At 67.4% G+C, this 13605-nt stretch carries 15 protein-coding genes; 8 read left to right on the forward strand and 7 right to left on the reverse strand.

What is annotated here, in order from left to right; translation table 11 throughout:
- Positions 1-167 precede the first annotated feature (167 nt).
- A complete protein-coding gene (locus AWC08_RS26605; protein ID WP_069432815.1) occupies positions 168-548 on the forward strand; it encodes a hypothetical protein in 381 nt (126 codons plus the stop codon).
- A 9-nt stretch (positions 549-557) separates the two neighbouring features.
- Here the strand turns inward: AWC08_RS26605 and AWC08_RS39235 are convergent, their stop codons facing one another.
- The 7 genes from AWC08_RS39235 to AWC08_RS26635 all read right to left on the reverse strand — a co-directional run bounded on the left by AWC08_RS39235 (position 558) and on the right by AWC08_RS26635 (position 4712).
- Complete coding sequence (locus AWC08_RS39235) at positions 558-689, reverse strand: hypothetical protein (RefSeq protein WP_254902492.1); 132 nt, start codon at positions 687-689, stop codon at positions 558-560.
- A complete protein-coding gene (locus AWC08_RS26610) occupies positions 686-1375 on the reverse strand; it encodes a hypothetical protein (protein WP_069432814.1) in 690 nt (229 codons plus the stop codon). Before AWC08_RS26610 ends, AWC08_RS39235 begins: the two co-directional genes overlap by 4 nt.
- A complete protein-coding gene (locus tag AWC08_RS26615; RefSeq protein WP_042910087.1) occupies positions 1372-1725 on the reverse strand; it encodes a hypothetical protein in 354 nt (117 codons plus the stop codon). Before AWC08_RS26615 ends, AWC08_RS26610 begins: the two co-directional genes overlap by 4 nt.
- Before the next feature lie 243 nt (positions 1726-1968).
- Entirely contained in the window at positions 1969-2235 is a 267-nt protein-coding gene (locus AWC08_RS26620) for a hypothetical protein (protein ID WP_069432813.1), read from the reverse strand.
- The gene (locus AWC08_RS26625; RefSeq protein ID WP_069432812.1) at positions 2232-3635 is read right to left on the reverse strand and encodes a type IV secretory system conjugative DNA transfer family protein; all 1404 of its coding nucleotides are present in this window, start codon (positions 3633-3635) and stop codon (positions 2232-2234) included. Before AWC08_RS26625 ends, AWC08_RS26620 begins: the two co-directional genes overlap by 4 nt.
- The gene (locus AWC08_RS26630) at positions 3635-4084 is read right to left on the reverse strand and encodes a hypothetical protein (RefSeq protein ID WP_232007742.1); all 450 of its coding nucleotides are present in this window, start codon (positions 4082-4084) and stop codon (positions 3635-3637) included. Before AWC08_RS26630 ends, AWC08_RS26625 begins: the two co-directional genes overlap by 1 nt.
- Before the next feature lie 193 nt (positions 4085-4277).
- Positions 4278-4712, reverse strand: coding sequence for a hypothetical protein (locus tag AWC08_RS26635; protein WP_051445786.1), 435 nt, complete (start codon positions 4710-4712; stop codon positions 4278-4280).
- 218 nt (positions 4713-4930) lie between these two features.
- Here AWC08_RS26635 and AWC08_RS36805 point away from each other — a divergent pair, with 218 nt between their 5' ends.
- The 7 genes from AWC08_RS36805 to AWC08_RS26665 all read left to right on the forward strand — a co-directional run bounded on the left by AWC08_RS36805 (position 4931) and on the right by AWC08_RS26665 (position 13542).
- Complete coding sequence (locus tag AWC08_RS36805) at positions 4931-6244, forward strand: hypothetical protein (RefSeq protein ID WP_051445785.1); 1314 nt, start codon at positions 4931-4933, stop codon at positions 6242-6244.
- A 14-nt stretch (positions 6245-6258) separates the two neighbouring features.
- The gene (locus tag AWC08_RS26640; protein ID WP_054585969.1) at positions 6259-7185 is read left to right on the forward strand and encodes a conjugal transfer protein; all 927 of its coding nucleotides are present in this window, start codon (positions 6259-6261) and stop codon (positions 7183-7185) included.
- Positions 7186-7226: 41 nt separating this feature from the next.
- A complete protein-coding gene (locus AWC08_RS26645; protein WP_054585968.1) occupies positions 7227-7514 on the forward strand; it encodes a hypothetical protein in 288 nt (95 codons plus the stop codon).
- A 63-nt stretch (positions 7515-7577) separates the two neighbouring features.
- Positions 7578-10571, forward strand: a complete 2994-nt coding sequence (locus tag AWC08_RS26650; protein WP_069432811.1) for an ATP-binding protein — start codon at positions 7578-7580, stop codon at positions 10569-10571.
- Positions 10568-12589, forward strand: a complete 2022-nt coding sequence (locus tag AWC08_RS26655; protein ID WP_069432810.1) for a hypothetical protein — start codon at positions 10568-10570, stop codon at positions 12587-12589. Before AWC08_RS26650 ends, AWC08_RS26655 begins: the two co-directional genes overlap by 4 nt.
- 2 nt (positions 12590-12591) lie before the next feature.
- Positions 12592-13017, forward strand: coding sequence for a GntR family transcriptional regulator (locus AWC08_RS26660; protein ID WP_230493358.1), 426 nt, complete (start codon positions 12592-12594; stop codon positions 13015-13017).
- 42 nt (positions 13018-13059) lie between these two features.
- Complete coding sequence (locus tag AWC08_RS26665) at positions 13060-13542, forward strand: hypothetical protein (protein WP_069432809.1); 483 nt, start codon at positions 13060-13062, stop codon at positions 13540-13542.
- Positions 13543-13605 lie beyond the last annotated feature (63 nt).

Consider the following 13605-nt stretch of genomic DNA (forward strand, 5'->3'; position numbering starts at 1 on the left):
ATGGCCCCGTCATGGATATGACCGTGGCGGTATCACCGCTGGTCACACCCACTTTCATCTACCTCTCCTAGAGATAAGAATCGGTTCTGGCCCGCCACGCCGCCACCGCGCAGCACTGTTTTTCCGCCGTCTGGCAAGGATGCGGGACCCTGCACGCCGGCCCCGGAGTGACACTGACCGCCTACCTGCCCGTCAACGGCGTGGTGCCGGACCTGTCACCACCACCGCCCGCGCCGGCGCACTGGCAACTGGACCTGACCGGTCCCACCTTCACCCTGCCCGGCCGCGACCGCTACCACCTGTTCCAAGGTGCTGTCGAACAGGCCGTCCACATCGGCCGCTGGGACAACACGACGTCCTTCGCCGCCCAGTCACCGCATTTCATGTGGCCGGCCGATCACACCTGGTGTGTGGCCACCGAGATCGACGACGACTCCACGATCATCGGCGGCACCGCGGCGTTGATCTCCGAGCTGTGCGCCTCCGCAGCGATCGAGGTCCTGCCGATCGCTCCCGATGCGCCCTTCGACGACATCCTCAACCCCTGACGACTCGACTCACCCGTCGATGGCCGCAACACCCACGCTCATCGTCACCATGCCGTGCAGGACGACGTAGAGCAACCACAGAGCTATCACCGTGGCGGCGATCAACCCGCTGAGCCAGGGGAACCTGCGTGCGTCGTTCATCGTAATCCTTTGCCTCGTAGTACACATCGGTCGGAAAACACCATCGGGTGCCTTCCCGCGCGGTTACCGGCGCTGCGTCTCGACCCGCTGGATCGAGGCGGGTGCATGGGCCGGCGTGCGATCCTCACCGCAGCGGTGAGGTCTGGCTCACCGGTGGCCACGTCGGACGGCGAGCACTGCACCGCCGCGCGGTGCACATCGTGGATGCTGATGGCGCGCTGCGATCCGTCGCGGTACCAGCTACAGCACCACGGCGCACCGCCGTGGGTTGGGCAGCCCTGTCGGTACCGCGCTGCGGCTGCCAGCAACGACGATGGCGCGCTAGCGGCCAGCGCTAATGCGGCACTGCGGTGCGTGTCGTCGCGCCACGCTGCGCCGACATGTTCGCCGCAATCACTGAGGACAAACGCTAAATCGTCAATCTCGCTATCACTCAACGTGTTACGCGGATTACGGGTGGGGGGCCGGTCAGCGTCGCTGACCTCGACGACCACCGCCGGGCGGCCATCGAACCCTTCCGGGGTGAACCTCAGTCTGCGGTTGCCGACGGAGTTCAACGTCTGGCCGCGCGGGTAGATGAGTGCTCCGGCTGGTTGTTCGGTGTCCAGCAGCCACCGCAGTCCGATCAGCAGCAGCGGCAGATGCGCCGTGGCCTCCGCAGGTGGGCCGGTGTGCGGGCGGGTCATGGTTGCCGTCGGTAGGCCGCAGTGAATACCTCGGGCTTGCAGGGCCAGGCCGCCCCGCCGGAGAGCTGCACGACGTAGTCGCCGAGGTCGGCGCGCACATCACCGATCGGCGTCGGGATCAGAAGATAGCCCGGTTCGTCGGCGCCGGTGGCCGGGTTGACCCCAGCCGGAAAGCAGCACCGGTCAGCAAGTCCCAGCCATTCGACGATGGTCGCTGCCGACGCCGAGGTCAATTGGAGCGCTTGGGCTTCGACGGTCGCGATATACCTGTCAGGCTTGATGGTCTCTGCCTCGACGAGTGGGCCCGGGCCGGCACCGGCGTCAGCGGTTGTCTCTGTTTTATCGTTCACGACATCCCTCCGTGTTGATCGAAATCCCTGCCGCGACAACACAGCTACGCGCACCGGCTGGCCCGCAGACGTGCCTCGCAGGCATCGGCCATGTCGTCAGTTCGTTCTCACCAGCGCCGATGCAGCTGAAAACCAGCGTCAATACCACAACCACCAGGGCGTCGACTGCGACGATCCACATGGCCTCTCCCGCAACAGCAGTAGATGTGGCCGGATCGCGTGCATCGGCGCAGACGCGGGTGCTCATCGCCGCTGTCCCTGCTGTGCTGGTGGCCGAGCATTTTGTGTCAGCTCCCAGTGGGCCAGCCGGCCCGGCTGGTCATGAACGCGGCGTACTGCGCCGTGGCGTTGCAGGATCAGTAGCGCCCGGTAGACCTCTTCGGCAACTACCGGCCGCACCCGGTCGCCGGCTCTTTGGCTCAGCGCGCTACGCGCCGCGCTGGTCGTCATCGGCTCGCATGTGCCGGCCAGGACCTCGATCAGTTCTGCGCGCAGCTGTGCCGCGTTCATCGTCCTCCTGCTTCTTTTGCGCGCCGGTGGCGCGCGACTACCCATTCCCACGGTGTTTGTGGTTTGACCTGTGGTACAACGCTTTTGAGTAGGGTGTCTATGGCGTGGTCGTAGCGGCGCACAAATTCGGGCCAGTCCGGTAGTTCGGTGGCGATGCCGGCGGTGCCGCGGTGCAGCAGCCGTGCGTGGCCGACGTTCTGAGGGAGCAGCCTGCGGTAGTCCAGACTCGGGCCTAGGTGCGAGGACAGTGTTTTGGCGCCGCTGGCCTGATCGAAGGATTCTTGGCGGCGGGTGGTTTCGCGGGACCATTGTTCGGCGCGTTGCAGCATCTCCATTTCATCAGCGCCGTACATGATCAGTGCCGCGGGGAACGTGGCGCGCAGCTCCCGGGCATAGGCGCTGCCGTAGACGGTGTCGAACTGGCAGGAGGCCTGCACCGAGAGCAGTAGGTTGACTCCGAGGCCGCGGCCTTCCGAGACGTGTCGGCGCAGTGCGGGCATGGGGGCGACGTTGGCGGCCTCGTCGACGGTGATCAAAAGCCGGTGCAGCATCTCTTTGCGGGTAGTTTTGCCGCGCCAGCGGCGCACCAGGTGCTCGAGCAAGGTGACGGCGGCGCCGGCGATCGCGCCTTCAGCGGGGGCGAGGATGAACAGCGTGGCATCAGGCTGGTCGAGGAACGCTTCGTCGAACGAGGGATCGGTGCTGCCGCGCAGCGCCAGGCGCATCCACGGCGAGACCGCTTTGCGCATGGTCAGCGCGATGCTGTCGCGCATCCGCTGTTCCATCGCCAGGGTGCGCATCAGCCCGTTGCGAAGCAACGGGAGGTTCTCGACTTGGCGTGCGGCGGCGTGCCAGCCCGGCGTGTCGGGCTTCTTGTCGTCTTTTTCCATGTTGTCGGTGGCCAGCAGCACCCAGCCGATGCCTTTGCCGTTGCCGCACGGTGAGGCCGCGTACAGCATCGCCGCCAGGGGCGCTTCGGTGTTGTTCTCCCAGAGCCCGGCGTCGGAGACCTGATCGATGCCCGAGCCGGTACCCACTGCGGCCATCTGCATCATCGTGTTGCCGACCGTCACGGCTTCATCGGGTGTGGTGATCAGCGCGGTCGGGTCAAACGAGCGCACCTGCACGTCAGCGGGGTAGGCCGCGGAGTAGTCCGGGCGTAGGTCGATGACTTGCTTTGGCCCCCAACGGCGTTGACAGACCAGCCACATCAGGTCGTCTTTGGAGGACACGCAGACCGCCGGCCCGCCCCACAGGACGGCGGCCGGGGCCAGCACGGCGCGGGTTTTCCCGGTCTCGGTGGGCGCGGACACCAGCACGTGCGCCGCGCCGGCGGCCAACGACAGTTTGTCTTCTCGGCGGTGAAAGCCGCAGTACGGGGACGGCGAGCGGAGCGACATCAGGGCCTCCTTCTAGGTGGGCTGGGGTCACCCGGTGGGTCATCTTCACCGGTGGGGAAGATCCCGGGCCCGGTCATGTCGTCGGGTCCGGTGAACCCGAAATCGATCTCCTCGGCTTCCTCGGCCGGGCTCATCGGCCACCAGTCCCGGGCCCCGTCGACAGCCAGCCAGCCTTCGGCGATGCCATAGAGGCCGGCGATGAGCAGTGCCGCCGGGATCTGGGCGGCCAGCCACGGCGCCAGCACCGCCGAGGACAACGAATCCCCCGGCTCGTAGATCAGCGGCATCGGGGCACCGATGAGCGCCGCGGCCCACAGCAACGCCGCCACCGGGTAGGACCGCAGCTCACCGGGGATTAGCTGCACAATGGCTTTCGATAACGCTTTACCAACCGGCCATCCGATCGGGGCCATTACCGCGCCGGTCATGAAAATGGCCCAATCCAGCATTGCGTACGGTGTTTTTACCGGCCGCATATACCACGGATGAATAACGTCATCATCGGCAGTATCGACACGGGCGCCGGTGCGTTGTGTATCGCGGTCCCTAATTTGGCGTGCCAACAATTCGGCGCGCCTTTTCTGGAATATAAATGTCCGTTGGTTACGGGCGATCCACTTGCGGCGGATCTCGTCGAACCTGTCAGCGGGAACGGTCATCGGGGCCGCCCTCCGCGGTGGGTACAGGTTCAGTGTAAAAGGCGCTCAGCCTTAACGCGACATCGTCGAGGAACTTTTTCAACTCCATCGCATACCGCCCCACCAGGTAGCGTTCGCTGTCGGCGAGCGCCGCCTCCATGCCAGCAGAACACGAGTTGACCAGGTCTGATATCCGCACCGCGGGGCTGGCGCCGGCCATGATGGCTTCCGCGGAGCCTTCTTGCCAGCCCAGGGCGAAGTCCAGTTGCGCCAACGTCCGCGGCGCGAACAGGCCCTCGCGCAGCCGCGCTTTGCGCAGCGTCGAGGGGGCTGGGCCGCCGGCGGCAGCCAGGTCCTGGCGGGTCCATCGCAGCTGTGCCAGACGGTCCTCCAGAAAGAACATCAACCGCTCGATCCCGTCGGCAGGTATCGCTTTCACAGAAAAGACCGTAACAACCCGACAAAGTATTTCGCTACAACTGTCGAATATGAGTTAGTCCATCCCTTAGGCTGAGCCAAGAAGAAAGGGATACGGCCGATGGTGCACAATGTTCTCAGGGGTGTCGGTTCCGCCACGATGTGCGGGTGGCGTCCGGTGCTTCGCGTCCTGCGCATCGCCTCACGACAGTTTGCTGTGGCAACAACGATCGCCACGGCGTGCGCCGCGACGATGCCGATCGGGCACCGGCGATGACCGGGCCATCCACCGACGACGATGTCCAATTCGTGGACCGCTCCCTTGACTTCCTCAGTGATCTCGAGATCGACGACTCCGGAGTCGGTGTCCTGGCGCACCCCGACGATCCCGGTGCCCTCGACCCGCCCGACATCGACGACGCCGGACCCGCCGAGGACCCCGGCGACCAGACTCCTACCGGCTTTACAGAATCTGCGGCGCCGAGCGGTTCATCGCCCGCCGGCATCGGCGCAACCACCCACTATGGGCACGACCACGTCGATGATCCGCCGCAGGAAAACGATTCCAGCGCAGTCGATCTGGCCCCAGTCGATCTGGATTCACCCAAGCCCGACAACGACATCGACGCTGACAGCGACCCCAACATAAGGGACGCCGACGCAGACGCGGCGCCCGACGCGCTCGTCACCCCCGAGGCGCGCGCGGCGCAACCCACCGGCGACGACCTCGCGGTGAGCGATACCAAAGACACCGCGGCGCCGGCTGCGGCGCGCTACAACAAGAAGATCGCCGCCGGCTTCGTCGGGGCGACCGCGGCCGCGGCCCTGGTCGCCAGCGGAGCGCTGATGGCCATGCGCACCGAGCCGCACGTCGCCGAGACCGGCCAGGCCGGCGGGCCCACCACCCACCTCAGTGTCGTTGCCGCCCCCACCACCACCGTCGGGGCCGGCGAGCATGACTCGACGATCCCTTTCACGGCGACCTCGGTGGGCTGCCTTCCCGGCTCGACGGCCGCCCAGGCCGCGGCCAGCCCTGACCCCACTCAGGCATGGGTGTGCGTGACCGGCGGCAACGCCGGTGAATTCGTCGTGCTCAACCTCGGGCGCAGCATGCTCATCACCGCCGTCTCGCTGACGCCGGGCTGGGTCGGCACCGACAGTTCCGGGGTTGACCAGTGGCACCAACACCGCGTCGCCACCCGTGTGCAATGGAGCTTCAACGACAGCCCACCCACCGCGATCTCTCAGGACACCGGCAGTGTGCACGGCGAAGCCACCAAAGCCCTGCCCGAGCGCGGTGTGCTGGCCTCCCGCGTCATCCTGCTCATCCAGGAAACTGGCCGCGCCCCCGCCGACGCCGCCGCCACCACCAGCCCCGCACCCGGTTCCGGCGGGCTGTTCGGCGACGTCCTCGGCCCGGCCGCTACCGAGCCGCCACCGGCGGGCAGTCCCGCGGTGCTACCTGGATTGACCGGCGAGCCCGCCCGCACCGACCCCGCCGACAACTCCTTTGCCATCTCCTCGATCAAGATCTTCGGTCACCCACCCCAATAGGAAGGCGCACCGCCATGCTGACCAATACTTGGCGCCACCGACTCGAGGCCAGCGGCACCGGCCTGCGCCGCGCCGTGGCTGCCGTGGGCTTGAGCGCCTGCAGCGTCGTGGCCCTCTCCACCATCTGGGGCTGGATCACCGACGACCCGATCGACGTCGACGGGCCCGCCCGCAGCGCGGTCAACCGCACCGCCCTGGTCGGCTCCTACGCCCAGGACTGCGTGACCCGCTGGCTGACCGCCACCGCCGCCCGCCAGCAGTCCCTGCACGACTGCTGGTCACTGCACGAACCGCTGCGCCTGCCCACCACCCCGGCCGTCCTCGTCAGCTCCCCCGCGGTCTCGGCGGTCACCCTGGTCAGCGATAACGACACCACCCAGCAATGGAGCGTGGTCATCACCGTGGCCGAACGGCCCTTCGAAGCCGCCACCCCCCACACCACCTACTACCGACTGCCCGTCCTCTACACCCGCTACGGAGTGCGGGCCAACGCGCTACCCGCCCGCATCAACGGCCCCGGTGTCGGCGCGGATGCACCCCTGGGCTACCCCAGCGCCCTGGCTGCCACCTCACCGGCCTTCGCCACCGTCAGCGGCTTCGTTAGCAGCTTCCTGACCGCTGCGCCGGGGCTGGAACGCTACGTCACCCCCGACTCCGGACTCCTGGCCGCCGCGGACTACCGCTCGGCCCAAGTCACCAAACTCGTTGCCAACCACTCCGCACCCGAAGACACGGTGCCCGCCGAGGGCACCACGCTGCATGTGCTGGCCACCGTCAGCGCCGTCACCGCCCAATTTGCCCCCGTGCAACTGGACTACCCGATCGCGCTGAAAGTCACCTCCGGCCGCTGGAGCGTCACCGGCCTGGACTACGCACCGCTACTGGCCGCGGGCGCCGAACTGACCCCCGTCATCCCCGCCGCGGCCGCAGCGCCGCGCTAACATGCGACACCCAATTCCCCACCCACGAAAGGAAATTCACAATGTTTCTCGCTACCACCACCCCGACCCTGCTGGCTGCCACCGACCTGGTCTCTGGCAGCCACTCGCTCTACACCATCGGTGTCGGCGTCCTGGTCATCTTGATCCTGCTCGCCGGGGGCACCCGCGCCGCCGGCGCCTTCTTCGGCGGACGCATCGGCGAAACCGTCGCCTGGGCCCTGGTCGCCGTTGTGGTGGCCGTCGTCGTGGGCTCGGGCTACGCCATCTACACCTCGGCCAAACGCACCACCGACCGCACCGGCATCACCACCGGCCAATTCGGCCAATAACACCCCATCGCGCGCAACAACCCCCGACACACCGCACCCGACAGCGGGTTCAGGAGCCTTCCCATGACCGAATCAGCACAGCTGTTCAAAGGTGTGCACGACATCCCCGTCTACACCAACATCTTGTTCAACAAACCGCTGCGGCTGCCGGTGGCTATCAGCCTTTACGGCGGTGCCGTCCTGACCGTGGCGCTCACCGTGGCGATGCTCGACTCCGGGCACGCCCGCGCCACCCTGATCGGCGGGGCACTGATCACCGCCACCGCCGCCGGTGGCGCCGCACTGCTGCCACGTGGGCGGCCCAGCCTGGGTTTTCGCCTGCACAGCCTGTGGCGCACCGTGTGCCCTCGGCAAGCCACCAGCACCGGCGGCCCGCTGCTGGCCCCCCCGCACACCGTGATCGGCAACCTCAGCTTCACCCGCCACGGCGTCTACGCCCACTACCTGCTGTCGGGTCTGCCCTACTATCTGCAATCGACCAAACGGCGCACCGGGGTGGCGGACCGCCACCAAACCCTGGCCCGTGAAATCCCCGCCGGGACATGGATTTACGGCCTGTCCGTGCCACAAAGTCAACGTCAGCTGTTGCGGGCCATGCTCGCCGGGCACCGCGACAAACCACGCTGGATCAACTCTTGCCGCCAGATGGCGCCCGTGCTTGCCGAGCAACGCCCCCGCACCCGCATCTTCTGGCTGGCCATCCCCGTCGACGCCGGCCGCGCGGGGCACAGCCCCATGGGGCAAGCCGCCAAACTGCGCGACTGGGCGATTGGCCGTGACAAAGACTCTGACAATTCGGTGGCCGCCTACCAGCGGCTGTCCCACGACGTCATCACCGCCCTGCCCGAAGAATTCACCCCCGTAGCGGTTACCGAAGACATGACCAACTGGTTTTGGCGGCACAACGCCTGGCGTGGGGTGTTCGACAACCCCATGCCGCGCCACCACAACGCGATCGGTCGCCTCGAGGGCACCACACTGCCCGAGGCGGTCTTCGACACCGGTGACCAGCACCACCACCGCGGGCGCGCGTTGCCGCTGCACCTGGGCGCGGCCATCCTCGGCGTGATTGCCGCGGTATGCGCCGTAGCCGGGCTGCCCGCACTGGCCGCGATCACCGCCACGGCGGCCGTGGCCGCCGCCGGCGCCTGGACCGCTGGTGTGCGCCGCATCCCGTCGACGGTGAAAACGCTGCGCGTGGCCAGCCCTGATGGCCTCTACCCCGACAGCTACCAGGCCATCCTGCCGGTCGTCGACATGCCCAAGGCCGGCATCGTGTTCCCCGGCTCGGAATTCCTGCAAGCCCTCGACGACCTGGACACCGGTGCGGTCTTCGACTTCGCCGTCAACCTCGTCACGCTGAGCCGCGAAATGGAATCGGTGCGCAACGACCGCGCCAAAGGCAACCTCGACGACCAGTTCACCCAGCGCCGCGACGTCGCCAACGGCGACGCCCAACTGCTCACCACCGCACACCAACTCGCCGAATACCGCCGCCAACTTGACGCCAACATCGACGAACGCCCCCTGCAAGCCGCCTTCCTGATCGCCGTCGGCGCCCCCGACCAAGCCACCCTGGACTACAGCGTCAAACGGTTGCGCGAAGAACTCACCGGCTCCGGCCAAATCGCCATCCGTCACTACCGCGGCGCCCAAACCCGGCTATGGGCCGCCTTCAATCCCGGGGCACCCCACCACAAAACCGGCGCCGACCAATTCAGCGAACCCACCACCACCCGCAAATGGTCACGCTTCGTGCCGATCACCTCCTCGATGGTCGGCAACAGCACCGGAATCCTGCTCGGATTCACCCGACACAACGCGATGGGCAGCGCGGTCCTGCTCGACCTGCCCGGCACCGCGCGCCGCAACCGCAACCCCTGCCTGGTCTGCAGCGGCGCCCTGGGCTACGGCAAATCCTATGCCGCCAAACGCATCACCCGCGCCGAAATCCAGCGCGGAGCACAAGCATTCATCATCGACCCCGGCACCGAATGGGAAAAAGCCCTCGCCGACGTCCCCAACAAAGCCGTCATCGACATGGCCGGTGACCAGTTCAGCTGCGACCCGCTGCGCACCTTCCCTGCCGACGTCGCCGCCGCCTACTGGCTGGACTACATGCTCCCGATGATGAGCCTGGACCGCCGCAGCGTCGCCGTGCAACGCCTGCGCGCCATCCTGCAAGCCGACGTCGCGGCGGCCCTCGACATCACCAGCACCGCCGCTCTCATGAGCTACATCAGCCGCATCCAGGCACCCGCTACCGGGCCCGACGACCGCGCACCGCAGGTCATCCGGCTCGCCGAGGACCTCGCCCCCATCCTGGCCGCCCTGCAATCCTGGGCCACCTACGACTTCACCCGCGCCATCTTCGATGACACCCTGCCCGTGCCCGACCTGGCCACCCTCGATGTCACGGTCTGGCTCACCGGCAGCCTGGACCTGCCCACCGCCGAGGAAATGAGCACCCCGCACCTGGCCGCCAACCTGTCGGACCGCAAGCGCGCCTCAGTCGCCATCTACGGCATGCTGGTGCGCCTGGCGCGGGTCACCTTCTTCGCCGACCCGCAGCGCTTCGGGCTCATCGTCCTCGAGGAAGCCGCCGGGCTGCTCAACAGCCGCGCCGGCGCCGATGACGCCCACCTGATCAGCCGCCGCGCTCGCAAGCACTACACCGGATTGCTGATCATCACCCAGAACCCCATCAAAGACCTCGCCCTGATGGGCGACGAATTCATCACCCAACAACTGATCATGCCGTTCGAAAACGACGACCTCGCACGACAAGTCGCTGGCAAAGTCGGTATCCGCGCCGACGACTACGGCGACATCGAAGAATTCTTCCTCGCCCAACCCTGCGCCCACGAAATGCGCGACCCCACCACCTTCGACAACCACGACGAGAACACCACCGCAGGTGACGCCCACCGCGGCCAGCGGCAAGGCTACGGATTCTTCGTCGACGAATTCCGCCGCAAATCCCCCATCTGGGTCGCCGCCGAACCCGACACGGGCGTGCACCGCGCCTACGACACCACCCCAGGCCAAGCCGCATGAACACCACCCCCGCCGCACCCACCACCACCGCCGGACGCGCCGCCGAATACCTCGGCTACCAACTGGCCACCCGACCCCGGCTGCGCCGCGCCGCCACCGTGTGGTTCACCCTGCACTGGCTGGCCAGCTGGTCGGTGGCGGCCGCGCCGCCGGCCGCAGCCTCCACCATCGGCGGAGCCCTGAACTGGACCGGCATCACCGACAGCTACGGCGTCCCCGTCGGCAACTACTACCTCTCGGTCGTCTCCACCAGCGAGGCGATCACCAAAGCCGGCCCCGGCCTATCCGCCGACCCCTCCAGCTGGGCTCGCTGGCTGGCCAACGCGCTCAACACCGGCCTGACCCACGAAGCCGTCGCCGAGCTGCTCTCCGCCCAGGCCGCCGCTTACATCTTCATGATCACCCTGGCGCTGTGGCTGATGCGCTTCGCGATGTCCAACACCTGGCTCTACTGGCTGACCACCTGGCTGCGCCCGATCTTCGAAACACTACGCACCATCCTGGCCGACCTGTGGGTCTTCCCCATCTGCCTGACCCTGGGCCTCGGGGTCGGCGCCTACCACCTGCTCTGGCACGGCCGCAAAGGCTTCGGTGCCGGAATCATGTTGTCCACCACGGCCGTCGGCATTCTCGGCATGATGCTCACCGGCGACCCCTTATCCGACCTCTACCGCGAAAACGGGCTCCTGACCCAAGGACGCAACCTCGGCTTCACCGTCGCCCAAGCAGGCCTGAACAACGGCGCCATCACCCCCGGCGGCGGCGGAGCCCAACTGCAACACCTGACCGGGCTCATCGCCGATGCCACCGTGCGAATGCCGCTACAGCTGATGAACTTCGGCGAACCCATCGACAACATCGGCGGCTGCGGCCAGGCCTACACCGCCGCGATGCTCACCCCGCACGACCCCGGCGACCTGGCCGGTCCCGCGCACGCCATGACCCGTTGCGGAGCACCGCAGGCGCTGAGCTTCGCCCAACACCTCGACGGCTCCAACCTGGCCCTGGGCCTGTTCTACAGCCTGCTCGGCGCCATCTTCGCCTTGTTCATCTGCTACGTCACCTACAGCTACGTCATGGCCTGCTGCGCGGCCCTGCTCAACGCGCTGCTCTCCGTCGTCGCGGCCGGGCCCGCCATGATCCACGGCGCACCCCGCCGCCGCGCCGCCCGCCGCCTCACCCTGTTCTTCAAACACGCCGCGCTGCTGTTCGCCTACACCCTCTACATCTCCGTAACAGCGCTCATCGTGCTGAAAATGGCCGCCCGCGGCGGCTACGCCGACCAAGTCGGCATGACCCACCCGCTGGCCCGGCTCATCATGATCGCCCTGTTCTCCGCCGCCGCCATCGGCGCCTTCCGCTGGCTCAAACACCAACTCGGAGACCACAACCGCCACGAACTCACCCACGCCGTGACCGAACTGGCCCGCCATGGCCGCGACGGCTACCAACGCGGCCGCGACCTGGGTGCCCGCGCACCCTGGAACACCAGTACCACCGCCGACGGCGACTCCGGCAAACCCCTCACCGGAGCACCCGCCGGCGGCCGACCCCCCGGCGGGCGGCCCCCCACACCCGGGCGCGGCCGCAAACCCCACCCGCCGGCGCCACCCAGCGGTCCCACCACCACCGCCGCCTCGCCGACCACCACATCCGCGGCCCCAAGCGCCGCTGCTGCTGCTCGCACAGCCAGCGCCGGCAGCACGACGGCACGCGCCGCCGCAACCGCGACCACCGCGGGCGAAGCCGCCGCCGCCGTGGCCGCCCCCGAAGTCGTCGCCGGCGCCGCCGTCGCCGCCCACGTCGCACACAAACTGCACCACTCCCACAACAAGCCCGACCACGGCCAGCCGCGCCCCGCGGCACCACGCGCTACGCCGCCTAAACCCACATTCCAGCCACCACCGGCCCCCGCCAACGGACGCCACCCCAGGCCCATCCCACCGCCTGCGGCGGCACCCGACACCGCCACACCGGGCGGCCCCGCTCCCGACGAAACCCCGGTCAAAGGCCGCTGACCGTGAAGCACATCGATCAGACGAAACATCTTGGCATAATCGATCGGACAGCCAATCGTCCTGTGTACGAACAGATTGCAGCCCTGCTTTCCGCGGCCATCCAACGGAGAAGGTACGTGCCCGGGGATCGGCTTCCCTCCGAAGCCGCGCTCGTGGCGCACTTCGGTGTCGCGCGCATGACCGTGCGGCACGCCATCGAACACTTGCTCCGCAACGGCCTGGTGCGAGCAGAGCATGGGCGAGGAGTATTCGTCGTTGGTCAACATGAGAGCGTCTCGCCTATCCAAGCTTGGGGCACCAGCGACGTCCTTGCCGTCGTGGCGCTCATCGAGCACCTCAACGGCCGTGTGTTGAACCAGGACCAGTACGCGGCGCTCCAAAACGTCTATCGCGCGGCTCGTGCCCGCCGCACGTGCGGCACGGCCTAGAGTCGTCGTCCGGGGCATCGTCTGAGCCAAGAAGGGCACTTAATGTTTCAGAGCTTGCATGCGCTGGGCGACCTTCTTCAGCGCCAGCGCACCGAAATTGAATCCACTCTGGGTCACCGGGCGATGGGTGTGGCGGCCTGCGAGGTCCTTGACGAGCTGGCCGCGGTGATCGCGACGGTGACTGATAAGGTGCCGGCCGCCGCCCCGATCACCCGCACCGGAATCATGCAATACGGGGATAGAGCAATTGCGGCAATGAAGCTGGCGCAGAATGTGTTTGACAAACTGGACGAGATCCTCAAACAGGGTGGTGCTGACGTCTATCAGCGACGCCAACCGCAGATACGGCTGATCGACCGTATCGAGTCAGAGGGCTACGCCGTCGACAGCTCAGACTTCACGACGGTGAGCGACGCCAAAGTCTATGCAGCCCCGGATAACTGCGACGCGGCGGCCCGCATACAGCTCGACGCAGAGAAGATCACCCGCGCCGAACAAGCCCGCGTCTACCAGGGGTCGCCTTAGTAACGGAACGAAACTGGTTGTTTTCGTGGTCGTTTGGCCGCGGCTTACGAATGACCTTTGCGC

The sequence above is a fragment of the Mycobacterium gordonae genome, from assembly GCF_002101675.1.
GTDB lineage: Bacteria > Actinomycetota > Actinomycetes > Mycobacteriales > Mycobacteriaceae > Mycobacterium > Mycobacterium gordonae.